Origin of the sequence: Klebsiella pasteurii, assembly GCF_018139045.1 — a bacterium.
GTDB classification, from domain to species: domain Bacteria; phylum Pseudomonadota; class Gammaproteobacteria; order Enterobacterales; family Enterobacteriaceae; genus Klebsiella; species Klebsiella grimontii.
Map to the genome: position 1 here is coordinate 3,939,484 of NZ_CP073236.1, position 15,037 is coordinate 3,954,520.

The window sequence follows — 15,037 nt, forward strand, 5'->3', positions numbered from 1 at the left end:
ATATAATGAAGATAAGGAGCCAGCGAACTGACTCCTCCATGTTATTTGAACAACTTCTGTACGAATTCGGCATAGGCGGGACGCCAGACGTCCATTTCATGATTCAGGCCCGGGAACTCGTGGTAGTCAAACTTAATGTTCTGCTTCTCCAGCTCCGCTTTCAGTCCGGCGATATCTTTTCCGGTGACCGCGTCTTTCTCGCCTACGACGACGGTGAAGTTACGCAGCTGCTTATTGATCGCCTGCGGGTTGTTTAGCTGCGCCTCGACGCCGGCATCCGGTACCGTGGTGGTCGTTACGCCGCTGAACGTCGCCAGCCAGCCGAAGCTCTCCAGATGGTTCATTCCGGAGACCAGCGCCTGATAGCCGCCCTGCGACAGCCCGGCAAGCGCCCGACCATCCGCGTCTTTACGCACATTAAAGCGGGCATCAATCAGCGGAATAATATCGTTCATCAGCTCTTTATCCGCCGCTTTCGCATTCAACGGATAGAAGGTTTTACGCCGTTCCTGCGGCGGGAAGTTTTCCGCAACCGCTTCAGGGATATCGGTTTCGGTATCCGGCACCACCACCAGCATTGGCTTGATTTTACCTTCCGCCAATAGGTTATCCATGATTTGCGGGATACGTCCCTGATCGATGGCCGACAGGCCGCTGTCGCCAAAACCGTGATAGAAATAGAGCACCGGCAGCGGCTCGCCGGTACCGGTATAGCCCGGCGGCGTCCACACGTAGACACGGCGTTCAGAATTCAGCGCCTTTGAGTGGTAGGTCAAGGTGCGTAGTTCACCATGAGCCACCGCGCGATCGTCAAGAATGCTGCCGGGGACAAGAATCAGGCTGGTATTCACCTGTCGCTGGGGCTTCTGATAGCGGCTACCGGTATCGACTGAACGGAATCCGTCGACATCAAAATAGTATTCGTAGAGGTTGGGCGCCAGAGCTTCGCTTTTCCATGTCCAGATCCCCTGTTCATCTTTGGCCATATCGTGGGAGACGAAGGTGTCCGGCGTTGCCCCCGTCACCACGGATACCCGTTTTGCGTCCGGGGCAAACAGGCGGAAGGTAATACTCTTATCGCCGTTAACCTGCGTAATATACTGGCTGACCGGGATCGCCGCGCTCGGCGTGGCCGGAAACGGCGCAGCATGAGCGGTAAACGCTGCGCCCGCCAGGGCCAGAGCGAAGTAAATAGCATGTCGTTTCATCGTTATTCCTCTTTAGAGTTTTGTCCTGGCCATTGCCAGCCTTACCACCAGATTTCAGCCTGGGCGCCAACGGCAAACTGATCGTTCTTGCCATCTTCAAAAATGCTGCTGGTGTTGCTGTTAGCGGCCTTATCCAGGTCGATATCCTTCGCTTTAATATAAGTCGCATAGAAACGAATTTCCGGGCGTGAGGTCAGCATACTGGTATTCACTTTAAAGGTATGGAACAAGGTGGTTTTGTAGCCGGATTCGTTATATTTCTTGCCGGTGATATCTTTGTTCTGCTGTTTGAAATAGCCCAGTTCGACGCCGGTTTGGTTATATTTATCCCAGATCCAGGCGGGACGAACGACGGCGCGAATAGATTCGAAATCGGAGTGTGCGCCGGTCTCGTAGCTGTAGACATCATTACCAAAGGAGTAAACGATGGCGTTAGCCATAATGATGTCATCACTCAGATAGGTTTCTCCCTGGGAAGTCAAACGAACGGCTGTGCCGTTAGTATGATCGCCATAGTATCTGCCGTTGAATGTGGTATACGGACTGGATCCCGCGTAGCGCGAGAAGCTGCTGGCGATGGAATTATTCGCCAGCAGGAATGAAAATTCGTTAAACCCGCCGTTATCGAATTTCTGCGTTAACGACGTTCCCGCCATCCAGGTATCTTTCCATTCATAATACCCATTATTACCTTCATTATATTTCTCGGATGAACTCTGATTTGCCGCGACATACCGGCCGCTGACCATCAATGACGCTTTATCCCAAAGCGGGATCTCTTTATAACGAACATCAATAGTATTGGTGTTAATTTGCTGGCTTTTGGTCAACGTACGGTTGTAGTCATCAACGTCCTCGCGCACCAGCGCAATATCAAACTTACCCGCGCCCACCTTCCAGTTTTCAAGACCAACGCCAGCTGCAGCATCGGTTCTTTGCGTTTTCCAGTCCAGCATCTGGATTTCAATTTTCGGCGCGCCGTGCTTGCCGACCCAGAAATCCGCCTCCGGCGCAAACGGCAGGAAACCTTTGGTATTGACGTACATATCAGAGAACTGCATATAGTTCTCGCCGCCAGCATTATCCCCGAACCAGCCGCTGGAATATTGCTGCCCGACGTTACCGTCTAACATCACGATCGCATCAACACGCCTATTGCCTTCCTGATAGACCCGCTGCTTAAGCTGTAAATCAAACCAGCCAGAGTATTCGTTACCAAAGCGGCCAAGCGAACCAATCGCCCACGATTTTGGCGATCCATGAGAGGCGGTTCCCCAACCGGAACGGTAATAGCCGTTATAGCTGAAGCCAATTTCATCCTTCACAAACTTGCTGAAATCCTTCATCGTCATGGAGCTATAGATAGACTCGCCATTAGCCGCAGGTTGTTCATTTTTCACCAGCACTGCCGCCGGTTTTTGGGCGGCGCGGGCCGGCGCTGGCGGGCTAACAACTTGCTGGGCCGCGCTCGTTTTATTTTCGCCCGGCTGCGTATTGGCGACCCATATTTGATTTCTGGCTTTCTCTTCATCTTTATATTTTTTGAGTTCGGACTGCGTATCCTTAAGCGCCTTTTCCAGAAGTTCAAGGCGCTGCTCAACCGTCAACGATGCCGCCATAGCATGGGTAGAATAAGCGAGCGGCGCCATAATAATAATGGCAGATGTAATCAGATTTCTTCTAAACATAAATTCCCTTTATATAAAATGAGTGCAGCTGAACATCGTGAAAAATAACGACCAGCGCGAGGCATGGTTACCCTCAGACATCCTTGCAGCGTATAAAAAAACCTGAAGAAAACTCTCTGCATAAAACAGAGGCGATTTTCTTCAGGTTTTGCCCGCACGGCGGTAACAACCCCATTCATCTACTGCGAGTGGATTATTTGGCAAAAAAAAACCTGACATCACCAGATTAAAGGTGATGTCAGGTTTTGCCTGCTTACGCAGTAACAATCCGCCGTTTCCATTCGAGCCTTGTAACGACAAGTCACTCGATTGATAAACCGTATTGTTACGCTATAAAAATAAAACCACAATTGGTGAAATTGTTATTTGTGACGACAATCGCACCGTTATTGTTAATGAAAAAAAACTGAAATATATATCATAACTAATTCTGATATGTCCTTTTATCAGAATTAGTCTCTGTGATTTATTACTCTTTGGGGTCTTTCCCCGCCAGCAGTTTATCCAGCTCGTCACCGCCAACATGACGAAAATCCTGACCTTTGACGAAGTAGAAAATATATTCGCAGATATTCTGGCAACGGTCGCCGATACGCTCAATCGAGCGGGCGCAGAACAGCGCGGTCAATACGCTTGGAATAGTGCGCGAATCTTCCATCATATAGGTCATCAGTTGACGCACGATGCCTTCATATTCCTGGTCAACTTTCTTATCTTCGCGATAGATACGCACGGCTTCATCAAGGTCCATACGCGCAAAGGCATCCAGCACATCGTGCAGCATCTGCACGGTATGGCGCCCCAGCGATTCCAGGCTGACCAGCAGCGGCTGATGCTGCTGGGAGAATTTTTCCAGCGCGGTGCGGCAAATTTTATCCGCTACGTCGCCAATACGTTCCAGCTCGGCGATGGTTTTGATAATCGCCATCACCAGGCGCAGGTCGCTGGCGGTTGGCTGGCGCTTGGCGATGATGCGTACGCAGGCTTCATCGATCGCCACTTCCATCATATTGACCTGCTTATCGCCGTCGATAACGCGCTTCGCCAGCTCGCTGTCCTGGTTATGCATAGCGGTGATCGCATCAGAAAGCTGCTGTTCCACCAGCCCACCCATGGTCATGACCTGGGTGCGGATGTACTCCAGTTCAGCGTTGAACTGGCCGGAAATATGTTTGTTAAGGTTTAGGTTATCCATAGTATCTCCTGATTGCCCAATAGGTTAGAGCCTGAAAGCAGAAGGGCAATCAACCGTAGCGGCCAGTAATATAATCTTCAGTTTGCTTCTTAGCGGGCTTGGTAAACAGATCGTCCGTGTTGCTGAATTCAATCAGCTCGCCAAGATACATAAATGCCGTATGGTCGGAACAACGCGCGGCCTGCTGCATGTTGTGGGTCACGATAACGACGGTGTAATCCTGTTTCAGTTCGGTAATCAGCTCTTCAATACGCCCGGTAGAGATCGGGTCCAGCGCCGAGCAGGGCTCATCCAGCAGTAAGACTTCCGGACGAATAGCGATACCGCGCGCGATGCACAGACGCTGCTGCTGACCACCGGAGAGAGAATATCCGCTCTGATGCAGTTTATCTTTGGTTTCATTCCACAATGCGGCTTTGGTCAAAGCCCACTGCACTCGCTCGTCCATATCCGCGCGGGAGAGTTTCTCAAACAGGCGTACGCCAAAGGCGATGTTGTCATAAATCGACATCGGGAACGGCGTCGGCTTCTGGAACACCATCCCCACTTTGGCGCGCAGCAGGGCAATATCCTGGGTGTTGGTGAGGATATTATCGCCATCCAGCAGAATTTCACCTTCCGCACGCTGCTCCGGGTACAGCTCAAACATTTTGTTGAACGTACGCAGCAGCGTGGATTTACCGCAGCCTGACGGACCGATAAATGCCGTAACCTGGTTTTTGGTGATATCCAGGTTGATGTTTTTCAGGGCATGGAATTTTCCGTAGTAGAAGTTCAGATTACGTACTGAAAGTTTACCCGGGGTCGTATTCACCATACTCATCTCGTTCTCTTCCTCATTCGGCGCCGCGTTTCGCCGCGCCGCAAAAATTAACCGTGTTTATTCTTCGCGAAAATAACGCGCGCCAGAATGTTCAGCAGCAATACGCACAGGGTGATAATCAAGACCCCGGCCCATGCCAGTTGCTGCCACTCCGCAAACGGACTCATGGCAAATTTGAAAATCGTCACCGGCAAGTTAGCGATCGGCTGCATCATATCGGTGCTCCAGAACTGATTGGAGAGCGCGGTAAACAGCAGCGGCGCCGTTTCCCCGGCGATACGGGCGATAGCCAGCAGGATACCGGTCATAATGCCCGATACCGATGCCTTCAGGGTGATCGCAGAAATCATTCGCCACTTTGGCGTACCGAGCGCATAGGCCGCCTCGCGCAGGCTGTCCGGAACCAGCTTCAGCATGTTTTCAGTGGTACGAATAACGATAGGTACCTGCAGCAAGGCCAGCGCAATCACGCCCGCCCAGCCGGAAAAGTGCTGCATTTGCGCAACGACGATGGTGTACACAAACAGACCGACGACAATCGACGGCGCGGAAAGCAGGATGTCGTTAATAAAACGAATGACTTCAGCCAACCAGGATTTACGGCCATATTCCGCCAGATAAATCCCCGCCAGAATGCCCAGTGGGGTACCGATAACCGTCGACCACAGAATCAACAATCCGCTACCTGCCAGGGCGTTCGCCAGACCGCCGCCCGCTGTATTTGGCGGCGGGGTCATTTCGGTAAACAGCGCCAGGCTCATGCCGTCGATGCCGCGGGTAACGGTGGACATTAGGATCCAGATTAACCAGAACAGACCAAACGCCATGGTCGCCATCGATAGCGTCAGGGCGAGGCGGTTTTTCATGCGGCGTTTCGCCTGCATTTTTCGGCGAGACTCCGCCAGCTCCGCGGTGGTTTGTAGTTCAATCGTCGCCATTAGCGTGCCCCCTCGTTCTTAGCCAGGCGCATGATCATAAACTTTGATGCGGCCAGAACAATAAAGGTGATAACGAACAGAATCAGACCCAGCTCCATCAAGGCTGCAACGTGCAGTCCGGTTTCCGCTTCGGCAAACTCGTTGGCCAGCGCGGAGGTGATGCTGTTACCTGGCATATACAGCGAAGCGCTATCAAGCTGGTAGGTGTTGCCGATAATAAAGGTCACCGCCATGGTTTCCCCAAGCGCGCGCCCCAGTCCGAGCATCACTCCGCCAATCACGCCGTTTTTGGTAAAGGGCAGAACGATACGCCAGATAACTTCCCACGTTGTACATCCGATACCGTATGCCGACTCTTTCATCATCACCGGCGTCTGTTCAAAGACGTCACGCATAACGGCCGCGATATAAGGAATGATCATGATGGCCAGAATCACGCCCGCCGCCAGGATACCGATACCAAATGCCGGGCCCGCAAAGAGCGCGCCAACGAACGGAATGGTCGACAATACATTGCCAACCGGTTCCTGAAAGTAAGTCGCAAACAGCGGGGCGAAAATAAACAGGCCCCACATGCCGTAAACGATACTGGGGATTGCGGCCAGCAGTTCAATAGCGATACCCAGCGGGCGCTTGAGCCAGGCGGGTGAAAGTTCGGTCAGGAACAGCGCAATACCGAAGCTCACCGGTACGGCGATCAGCAGCGCGATAAATGAGGTGACCAGCGTTCCGTAAATAGGCACCAGGGCACCGAAAATCTGGTTCGGCGCATCCCACTCTTTGGTCCACAGGAAGGCAAAGCCGAATTTCTCAATGCTTGGCCAGGACGAGATGATAAGGGAGACGATGATGCCGCCAAGCATCAATAGCACAATCAGCGCCGCCAGTTTTACCAGCACGCTGAAAATTATGTCACCCTTTTTCCCCGGAGGGTTAAATGCCGGCTTGGTTGCAGCCATACGTTACTCTTCAGTTTCGGGCCAGAAAAAATCGTAGTTTACTGATCTTTCTGGCAAAGGTAATGCCATACCCTAAATAATTCGAGCTACAGGCAAGCGCTGCCAACGCGCCTGTAACTCGAAGTATGACGGGTATTAGTACAGCGCTTTACCGCTGCTATCCTTGACGTTGGTCTTCCATGCCGCGCGAACCTGCTCAACCACGCTTTCCGGCAGGGTTGCATAATCCAGCGCGTTAGCCTCTTTACCGCCGTTTTTATACGCCCAGTCGAAGAACTTCAGCACTTCAGCGGTCTGCTCTGGCTTATTGGAAGCCTTGTGAACCAGAATGAAGGTAGTCGAGGTAATCGGCCATGCATTGTCGCCTTTCTGGTTAGTCAGATCCTGTGCAAAGGATTTGCTCCAGTCGATTTCTTTTGCCGCGTTAGCAAAGTTATCTTCAGTCGGGCTCACCGGCTTGCCATCGGCAGACAGCAGTTTGGTGTAAGCGAGGTTGTTCTGTTTTGCGTAGGCATATTCTACGTAGCCGATAGAGCCCGGCAGACGCTGAACAAACGCGGCGATGCCGTCGTTGCCCTTACCGCCCAGACCGGTCGGCCAGTTAACGGTTGAACCCGCGCCGATTTTAGATTTCCACTCTTCGTTCACCTTCGCCAGATAGCTGGTGAAAACGAAGGAAGTACCGGAACCATCGGCACGACGAACCACTGCGATATTCTGAGAAGGCAGCTTCATGCCCGGGTTGAGCTTAGCAATCGCTGCGTCATCCCATTTTTTGATCTTGCCAAGGTAGATGTCACCCAGCGTTTTACCGTCAAGCACCAGCTCACCGGATTTCACGCCAGGCAGGTTAATCGCCAGCACCACGCCGCCGATAACGGTCGGGAACTGGAACAAACCTTCCTGAGCCAGTTTATCGTCAGCCAGAGGGGCATCAGAAGCGCCAAAGTCTACGGTGTTGGCCGTAATTTGTTTTACGCCGCCAGAGGAGCCGATACCCTGGTAATTGACTTTATTACCCGTTTCTTTGTTATAGGTATCTGCCCACTTGGCATACACCGGCGCGGGAAAAGTTGCGCCTGCGCCAGTCAGGCTTGCTGCTGCAAAAACAGAGAAAGCGCTCATCGATAAGGTCGCGGCGACAACTGTTGCGACGGTGGTACGCATAACGTTCATAATGTCTCCTGCTGGATTCGTAAACCATTGTTTCGAAGCTATGGTGAGCAAAATAGGACAAACAGGTGACAGTAAAATGTACGAATTATTACAGTTTTATGACAGTCGAAAAGGCGGGATTTTACGCTAAATAAAAACAATACAAATCATATTGTTAATAAAGATAATGAAGAAAATATTGCCGAAAAATTTTATTTTTATGACGGCAAAAAAGCGTCTCAAAAATGACAGACTGTCATAAAGCGGGTGGGATCTCTCCGTTCGCCGCAAATAAAAAGGGCTGCCGGATGGCAGCCCTGTCACGATGTAAAAACCGTTATTCCACGGTAACTGATTTCGCCAGGTTACGCGGCTGGTCAACGTCAGTCCCTTTGATCAGCGCGACGTGATACGCCAACAGCTGCAGCGGTACAGTGTAGAAGATTGGCGCGATAACCTCTTCAACGTGCGGCATCTCGATGATGTGCATATTGTCGCTGCTGGTGAAACCCGCATCGCCGTCAGCAAAGACGTACAGCTGGCCGCCGCGAGCGCGAACTTCTTCAATGTTGGATTTCAGTTTTTCCAGCAGTTCGTTGTTCGGCGCCACCACCACCACCGGCATCTCAGCATCAATCAGCGCCAGCGGGCCATGCTTCAGCTCACCGGCAGCATAGGCTTCTGCGTGAATATAGGAGATCTCTTTCAGCTTCAGCGCCCCTTCGAGGGCGATGGGATACTGATCGCCGCGTCCAAGGAACAGCGCATGGTGTTTGTCAGAGAAATTCTCAGCCAGCGCTTCAATACGCTTATCCTGCGAAAGCACCTGCTCAATGCGGCTCGGTAACGCCTGCAGGCCATGCACGATCTCGTGTTCGATAGCGGCGTTCTGGCCTTTAAGGCGCGCCAGTTTCGCCACCAGCATCAGCAAAACGGTCAGCTGCGTAGTGAAGGCTTTGGTCGAGGCGACGCCGATTTCCGTCCCGGCGTTGGTCATCATCGCCAGATCGGATTCACGCACCAGAGAAGAACCGGGCACATTACAAATCGCCAGCGAGCCGAGATAGCCCAGCTCTTTCGACAGGCGCAGACCGGCCAGCGTATCTGCCGTTTCGCCTGACTGAGAGAGGGTGATCATCAGACTGTTGCGACGCACGGCCGATTTGCGGTAGCGGAACTCGGAGGCGATTTCGACATCGCACGGTACCCCTGCCAGCGACTCAAACCAGTAGCGGGAAACCATACCTGAGTTGTAGGAGGTGCCGCAGGCGATGATCTGAATATGCTCGACCTGCGACAGCAGCTCGTTAGCCTGAGGGCCCAGTTCGCTTAAATCAACCTCACCATGGCTAATGCGCCCGGAAAGGGTATTTTTGATGGCGTTCGGCTGCTCGTAGATCTCTTTTTGCATGTAGTGGCGATAGATACCTTTATCGCCTGCATCGTACTGCAGATTGGATTCGATGTCCGGGCGCTGCACTTCGGCGCCGGATTTATCAAAGATAGTTACCGAACGGCGGGTAACCTCAGCAATATCGCCCTCTTCGAGGAAGATAAAGCGGCGGGTAACCGGCAATAGCGCCAGTTGATCGGAGGCAATGAAGTTTTCCCCCATCCCCAGGCCAATGACCAGCGGGCTGCCTGAACGAGCGGCCAGTAGCGTACCCGGATCGCGGGTATCCATGATCACGGTGCCGTAAGCACCACGCAGCTGCGGGATGGTTCGCAGAACGGCTTCACGCAGGGTGCCGCCTTGTTCCAGCTCCCAGTGAACCAGATGCGCAATCACTTCCGTGTCAGTCTCGGAGACAAAAACGTAGCCTCGCGACTGCAACAGCTCGCGCAGCGGCTCATGGTTTTCGATAATTCCGTTATGCACCACCACAATATGGTCAGAAACATGCGGATGCGCGTTGCCTTCAGACGGTTCGCCGTGCGTCGCCCAGCGGGTATGGGCAATTCCAGTCCCACCGTGCAACGGATGTTCTTCCAGCGCCTGGGCCAGCATCTGGACTTTCCCAAGGCGACGAACGCGGTTCATATGACCTTCGTTATCGACGACTGCCAGACCGGCGGAGTCATAACCGCGGTATTCCAGACGACGTAAACCTTCGAGAAGGATTTCAGCAATATCACGCTGCGCGACTGCGCCAACAATTCCACACATAGTTTTTAATTCCGATTTTGGCTGTATGCCATACGTTGTCGGTCAACCTGTTTACCCGTTTTTCCGGGCGCCCCGAGCCTTGTAGAGAGTGGGGTTATTTTTATGGTACTGCCGTGGGGGGAGGATTATATTATCCCCTCACCCCGCTCTTTCCCCCAAAAGGGCGAAAGAGAAATAGCCTTACTTCTTCTTCACCGGGCGCTGCCATCCCTGTTTATGAACCTGCGGCACGCGGCTTAACACTAATTCATTATCGGCAACATCACGCGTTACCGTTGTTCCTGCGGCAATGGTGACGCCTTTGCCGACGGTCACCGGCGCGACCAGCTGGCTGTCAGAGCCAACAAACACGTCATCGCCGATCACCGTTTTATGTTTATTTGCACCATCATAGTTACAAGTGATGGTGCCCGCGCCGATATTAACGTTATCGCCAATCTCAGCGTCGCCGAGGTAAGAAAGATGCCCGGCTTTTGTGCCTTTACCCAGGCGCGCCTTTTTAATTTCGACAAAGTTGCCGACGTGCGCGCCTTCGAGAAGCTCAGCGCCTGGGCGCAGCCGCGCGAACGGCCCAATGGTACAGGCGGCTTCCAGATGAGCATCCTCCACCACGGTATAGGGGCTGATCTCGCAATCATCGCCAATGGTACTGTTCTTGATCACGCAGCCAGCGCCGATCTTGACCCGATCCCCCAACACCACGTCACCTTCGAGGATAACGTTAGTATCAATTTCGACATCGCGCCCGTATTTCAGCACGCCGCGTAGATCAAAACGCGCCGGATCGCGCAGCATAACGCCCGCGAGCAGCAGTTTTTCAGCCTGTTCCGACTGCCAGACGCGTTCAAGACGGGAGAGCTGCAGGCGGTTATTCACGCCTTCCACTTCGCTTAACCGTTGCGGATGTACAGCGGCAATTTCACGGCCTTCTTGATAGGCCATGGCGATAATGTCGGTGATGTAGTATTCGCCCTGAACGTTGTTGTTGGTGAGCTTAGCCAACCAGCGTTTAAGATCCGCCCCGTTGGCGACCAGAATCCCGGTGTTAATTTCCTGAATCCGGCGCTGCTCTTCACTGGCGTCTTTATGCTCAACAATTCCCGTCACCGCGCCGTTATCGCGCGTAATGCGGCCATAGCCGGTCGGATCGTCCAGCTTCACCGTCAACAGGCCGATACCGCCCTGCGGTTTTGCGTCCCGCAAGCGCTGTAATGTTTCGACCGAAATAAGCGGCACGTCGCCGTACAGCATCAGGATATCTTCATCGTCGCTGAAGAACGGTGCCGCCTGCTGCATGGCGTGGCCGGTACCAAGCTGTTCGGCCTGTAGGACCCAGTTAAGATTGTCTTCGCGCAGCGTCTGGCGAAGCAGGTCGCCGCCGTGCCCGTACACCAGATGTACGGCGGATGCCCCTAATTCTTTAGCTGCATCAATAACATGCTGCACCATCGGCTTTCCGGCCAGCGAATGCAACACCTTAGGAAGATCGGAATACATGCGGGTACCTTTGCCTGCGGCAAGAATAACCACGCTCATCGGACTGTTTGACATACGCATCCTGACTGCTGTTAGAACGAAAAGTAAAAGCCTTTCACGTTGAAATATCTACATATTTTTCATCATGAAACGAGACGAATATAAAACGCACAAGCGTAACGCTATAGACCATTTTAGGTGGGTATTTTTAGCCAGCGCAAACCCGTTTAGCGCAAAAAAAGCATTTTAGGGGAGAGGGATACCGGCTATCCCTCTGCTTTTGCTGTTTTTTTGATGGATAAATAAAGAAAACCCATAAAATAAAACGCAGTTTTAATATTCATTAATTGTGACGCAATAAATAGAAACACCATTTCATTTTCCTGATAATGCCGCTTAATAATTACCCAGGAGAAAAAAATGAAAAACAAAATACCTTTGGCATTAACCCTTTGCAGTACGATGATCGCGCTACCGCTGCAGGCCAACGGAGGCCATCAGTGGCGGGCAATCGCCTTTGGGCAATCCACCGACAGCAATTTTTCCTCGAATGTTCTGCCTGAAAAGATTGGCGTCAATGATGTCACTATCGCCGGTAAAAAACTGACGCCGCAGGATTCCGCCGATCTCAGCCAGCCCATTACCATCGAGAGCCGGGGAGGTAAAATTGCCAACGCCCACGACGGACTGACCTTCTTTTATACCCAACTCCCAACCAGTCAGAATTTTATCCTGCAGGCTACGGTGACCGTCAATCAGTTTGGCCCGGAAAATGGCGCGCGTCCTGCGGCGCAGGAAGGCGCTGGACTGCTGGTCCGCGACGTCATTGGCAACCCGCGCCAAGAGCCCCTCAAGGTCGGCTACGAAGAGTTCCCGGCGGCGTCCAATATGGTGATGAACGCCATTATGACCCAGGATAAAAAAGATCACTCGCATATTAAGCTGCAGGCTATCAGCCGGGAAGGGATAACCCAGCCGTGGGGAAATGCGGGCGCAATAATCAAGCGTCAAAGTTACAAAGAGAAAATCGATATTCAGCAAACCCCGACGTTTCAGCTTAAGCTGGAACGCACTAACGACGGATTTATTACCTCATGGGCGGCAACGGGCAGTAATGAGTGGGTAAGCCAGCGTGTTCCTCACGCCGATCTGGTTACCCAGCAGGATAAAGAACATTACTACGTCGGTTTCTTCGCCTCACGTAATGCCAAAATAACCGTCAGCAATGCTTCCCTGACGACTTCCGCGGCAAATACGGTTCCCTCCGCCCCGTATGTTGCCAAAAGCTGGCCGCCGGTCATGCAAATTGCCTCGGGAACAAAAAGCCAGGACAAAACGTACATACTACAGGCGCGTACCAATAGCGACGGGCGCATCACCGTTCGCCAGGATGAAGTGGTGATCGGGCAGGAGAAAGCCGTGAAAGCCGGTGAAATGTTTACCCAACCTGCCGTTCTGAAAGATAAAAGCACATTCGAAGTTATTTTTACGCCGGCCACCAGCGCAAACTCGCTGACTCAGACGCTGACGGTGGAACAGAGTGCCAATATCACAGGCAATACGCTCTATGTTTCACCTGAGGGGCAACCGCAGGCCAAAGGCACGGCAGAGTCGCCGCTGGATTTAGCCACCGCCGTCGAACTCGTTCCCCCTGGCGGGCAAATTATATTAGCCGCCGGTAATTATCCGCAAACTACCATTCCGGTTAGCGCCAGCGGCCTGAAAGACAAAATTAAAACCCTGAAAGCTGGTGGAAAAGCCGTGATTCACGGGCTACTGCTGGATGCCGGCTACTGGCATATCAATGGAATAGAGATTACGGACAAGAGTCTGCGCATACAGGGTAGCCATAACCTGATTGAGAACGTCACCGCGTATCGAAACGATGATACCGGCATTCAAATTTCCTCTCCGGCGGATGTCGGACGCCCGCTGTGGGCCAGCTATAACCGGGTGGTGAATTCTGAATCCTTTAATAACGAAGATCCGGGTAAAATTAACGCCGATGGTTTTGCGGTGAAAATGCGCGTAGGGGAGGGTAACCGGCTGGAGGGCTGTTACTCACACGATAACATCGACGACGGCTTCGACCTGTTCAATAAGATTGAGGACGGCGCTAACGGCGTTGTGGTGATCGAGAACTCAATTGCCCGCAATAATATCAGCAACGGCTTTAAGCTCGGTGGGGAAGGGCAGCCGGTCGCCCACGAGGTCCGTAACAGCATCGCCATCGGCAATCATCTGGACGGTTTTACCGACAACTTCAACCCGGGCAAGCTGGTAGTGATCAATAACGTTGCGGTGGATAACCAGCGCTTTAACTATCTATTCCGCCCAAGCCCATATGGCGCACCGGAAACGCAGGGTACCTTTAGCGATAACCTTTCCCTGCGCAGCCAGCCGGGGAAATATAACGATGCCGTTGTCGGGAACATTGATGATAGTAACTACTTTATCCACGGTGGCAGAAGCATCAACGCCCAGGGAAAGAGTATTCACAGCGCCGACTATCAGACTCTGACACTGCCGGATCCGCTGATGCGTGAGGCCGACGGCAGCTTTAACACCGGTAACTTCCTTAGTCGCAACTAGGGACACGCTAAAAACATAAAGGTCGCCCTCGGGCGACCTTTTTACTTTCTTTCCTGCTTCACACCGCATGTGTTGTCGTTTTAGTTAGCGGTACAGCGCATAAGCAGTCTGGAGAGCGGACTTCTTAGTGATTGAACGTACCGAAGGTTACGTTCATAGCACTGAAGAAAGCGACGATTTTATTAAGCAGTTTCATGATCTCTTCCTGGATAGCGATTACGTTTTTGATGAATTCTTTTTTGTGATTTACATCACAAAAACAAGTCTACGCTTCATCTTTTAAACGATCAATAAAAATGAGACATTCATCACAAAATTTTTAAACCCTCTTTTTAGTTTTGTTTTTTCTGAAACGAAACCATAAAAAAAGCCAGCCTGGAAACCAGACTGGCTTTTAACGTTCAAGCCGGTGTTACATCGCTTTTTTGGTCAACTCGATAACGCGCAGTTTAGCGATCGCTTTGGCCAGTTCCGCGGACGCCTGAGCGTAATCCACGTCACCATGAGAGCTCTTAATGTGCTCTTCAGCCTTACGTTTCGCTTCCAGGGCTCGCGCTTCGTCGAGATCCTGGCCACGAATTGCCGTATCAGCCAGAACGGTCGTGCTACCCGGCTGCACTTCAAGAATGCCGCCTGACAGGTAAATAAATTCTTCGTGACCGTGCTGCTTAACGATGCGAATCATACCAGGCTTAATGGCGGTGAGCAGCGGCGCGTGCCCCGGGTAAATACCCAGTTCACCTTCACTACCCGTTACCTGGATTTTCTCGACCAGACCAGAGAACATTTGTTTCTCTGCGCTGACGACGTCCAGGTGGTAAGTCATTGCCATATCA

11 protein-coding genes are annotated in these 15,037 nt (G+C 52.2%); 1 reads left to right on the forward strand and 10 read right to left on the reverse strand.

What is annotated here, in order from left to right; genetic code table 11:
* Positions 1-41 precede the first annotated feature (41 nt).
* The 9 genes from KCG39_RS18540 to glmU form a co-directional block, all read right to left on the reverse strand.
* A complete protein-coding gene (locus tag KCG39_RS18540) occupies positions 42-1,208 on the reverse strand; it encodes an esterase (RefSeq protein ID WP_049113664.1) in 1,167 nt (388 codons plus the stop codon).
* Between the two features lie 41 nt (positions 1,209-1,249).
* Entirely contained in the window at positions 1,250-2,896 is a 1,647-nt protein-coding gene (locus tag KCG39_RS18545; protein ID WP_139529828.1) for a carbohydrate porin, read from the reverse strand.
* Positions 2,897-3,365: 469 nt separating this feature from the next.
* The gene (gene phoU / locus KCG39_RS18550; RefSeq protein WP_004107251.1) at positions 3,366-4,091 is read right to left on the reverse strand and encodes a phosphate signaling complex protein PhoU; all 726 of its coding nucleotides are present in this window, start codon (positions 4,089-4,091) and stop codon (positions 3,366-3,368) included.
* Positions 4,092-4,140: 49 nt separating this feature from the next.
* On the reverse strand, positions 4,141-4,914 hold the full coding sequence (gene pstB, locus KCG39_RS18555) for a phosphate ABC transporter ATP-binding protein PstB (RefSeq protein ID WP_004107254.1): 774 nt from the start codon (positions 4,912-4,914) through the stop codon (positions 4,141-4,143).
* Positions 4,915-4,961: 47 nt separating this feature from the next.
* Positions 4,962-5,852, reverse strand: coding sequence for a phosphate ABC transporter permease PstA (gene pstA / locus KCG39_RS18560; RefSeq protein ID WP_004107257.1), 891 nt, complete (start codon positions 5,850-5,852; stop codon positions 4,962-4,964).
* Positions 5,852-6,811, reverse strand: a complete 960-nt coding sequence (gene pstC, locus KCG39_RS18565; protein WP_004107261.1) for a phosphate ABC transporter permease PstC — start codon at positions 6,809-6,811, stop codon at positions 5,852-5,854. The genes pstA and pstC overlap by 1 nt, the downstream gene beginning before the upstream one ends.
* Positions 6,812-6,946: 135 nt before the next feature.
* Positions 6,947-7,987 (reverse strand): phosphate ABC transporter substrate-binding protein PstS, encoded by a 1,041-nt coding sequence (pstS, locus tag KCG39_RS18570; protein WP_004127017.1) that lies wholly within the window; start codon positions 7,985-7,987, stop codon positions 6,947-6,949.
* Positions 7,988-8,303: 316 nt separating this feature from the next.
* The gene (gene glmS, locus KCG39_RS18575) at positions 8,304-10,133 is read right to left on the reverse strand and encodes a glutamine--fructose-6-phosphate transaminase (isomerizing) (RefSeq protein WP_142447105.1); all 1,830 of its coding nucleotides are present in this window, start codon (positions 10,131-10,133) and stop codon (positions 8,304-8,306) included.
* A 180-nt stretch (positions 10,134-10,313) separates the two neighbouring features.
* Positions 10,314-11,684: a bifunctional UDP-N-acetylglucosamine diphosphorylase/glucosamine-1-phosphate N-acetyltransferase GlmU gene (gene glmU, locus KCG39_RS18580; protein ID WP_049113666.1), complete on the reverse strand. Its 1,371-nt coding sequence runs from the start codon at positions 11,682-11,684 to the stop codon at positions 10,314-10,316.
* Positions 11,685-12,029: 345 nt separating this feature from the next.
* On the opposite strand from glmU, the gene KCG39_RS18585 reads away from it, so the two are divergent.
* Positions 12,030-14,201 (forward strand): right-handed parallel beta-helix repeat-containing protein, encoded by a 2,172-nt coding sequence (locus KCG39_RS18585; RefSeq protein WP_087828631.1) that lies wholly within the window; start codon positions 12,030-12,032, stop codon positions 14,199-14,201.
* A 412-nt stretch (positions 14,202-14,613) separates the two neighbouring features.
* Here the strand turns inward: KCG39_RS18585 and KCG39_RS18590 are convergent, their stop codons facing one another.
* Positions 14,614-15,033, reverse strand: coding sequence for a F0F1 ATP synthase subunit epsilon (locus KCG39_RS18590; RefSeq protein WP_004107274.1), 420 nt, complete (start codon positions 15,031-15,033; stop codon positions 14,614-14,616).
* Positions 15,034-15,037: the final 4 nt, after the last annotated feature.

Excerpts from the sequence above, each read along its gene's own strand:
- KCG39_RS18540 (WP_049113664.1), bottom strand. The coding sequence starts at position 1,208 with ATGAAACGACATGCTATTTACTTCGCTCTGGCCCTGGCGGGCGCAGCG.
- KCG39_RS18545 (WP_139529828.1), bottom strand. The coding sequence starts at position 2,896 with ATGTTTAGAAGAAATCTGATTACATCTGCCATTATTATTATGGCGCCG.
- phoU (WP_004107251.1), bottom strand. The coding sequence starts at position 4,091 with ATGGATAACCTAAACCTTAACAAACATATTTCCGGCCAGTTCAACGCT.
- pstB (WP_004107254.1), bottom strand. The coding sequence starts at position 4,914 with ATGAGTATGGTGAATACGACCCCGGGTAAACTTTCAGTACGTAATCTG.
- pstA (WP_004107257.1), bottom strand. The coding sequence starts at position 5,852 with ATGGCGACGATTGAACTACAAACCACCGCGGAGCTGGCGGAGTCTCGC.
- pstC (WP_004107261.1), bottom strand. The coding sequence starts at position 6,811 with ATGGCTGCAACCAAGCCGGCATTTAACCCTCCGGGGAAAAAGGGTGAC.
- pstS (WP_004127017.1), bottom strand. The coding sequence starts at position 7,987 with ATGAACGTTATGCGTACCACCGTCGCAACAGTTGTCGCCGCGACCTTA.
- glmS (WP_142447105.1), bottom strand. The coding sequence starts at position 10,133 with ATGTGTGGAATTGTTGGCGCAGTCGCGCAGCGTGATATTGCTGAAATC.
- glmU (WP_049113666.1), bottom strand. The coding sequence starts at position 11,684 with ATGTCAAACAGTCCGATGAGCGTGGTTATTCTTGCCGCAGGCAAAGGT.
- KCG39_RS18585 (WP_087828631.1), top strand. The coding sequence starts at position 12,030 with ATGAAAAACAAAATACCTTTGGCATTAACCCTTTGCAGTACGATGATC.
- KCG39_RS18590 (WP_004107274.1), bottom strand. The coding sequence starts at position 15,033 with ATGGCAATGACTTACCACCTGGACGTCGTCAGCGCAGAGAAACAAATG.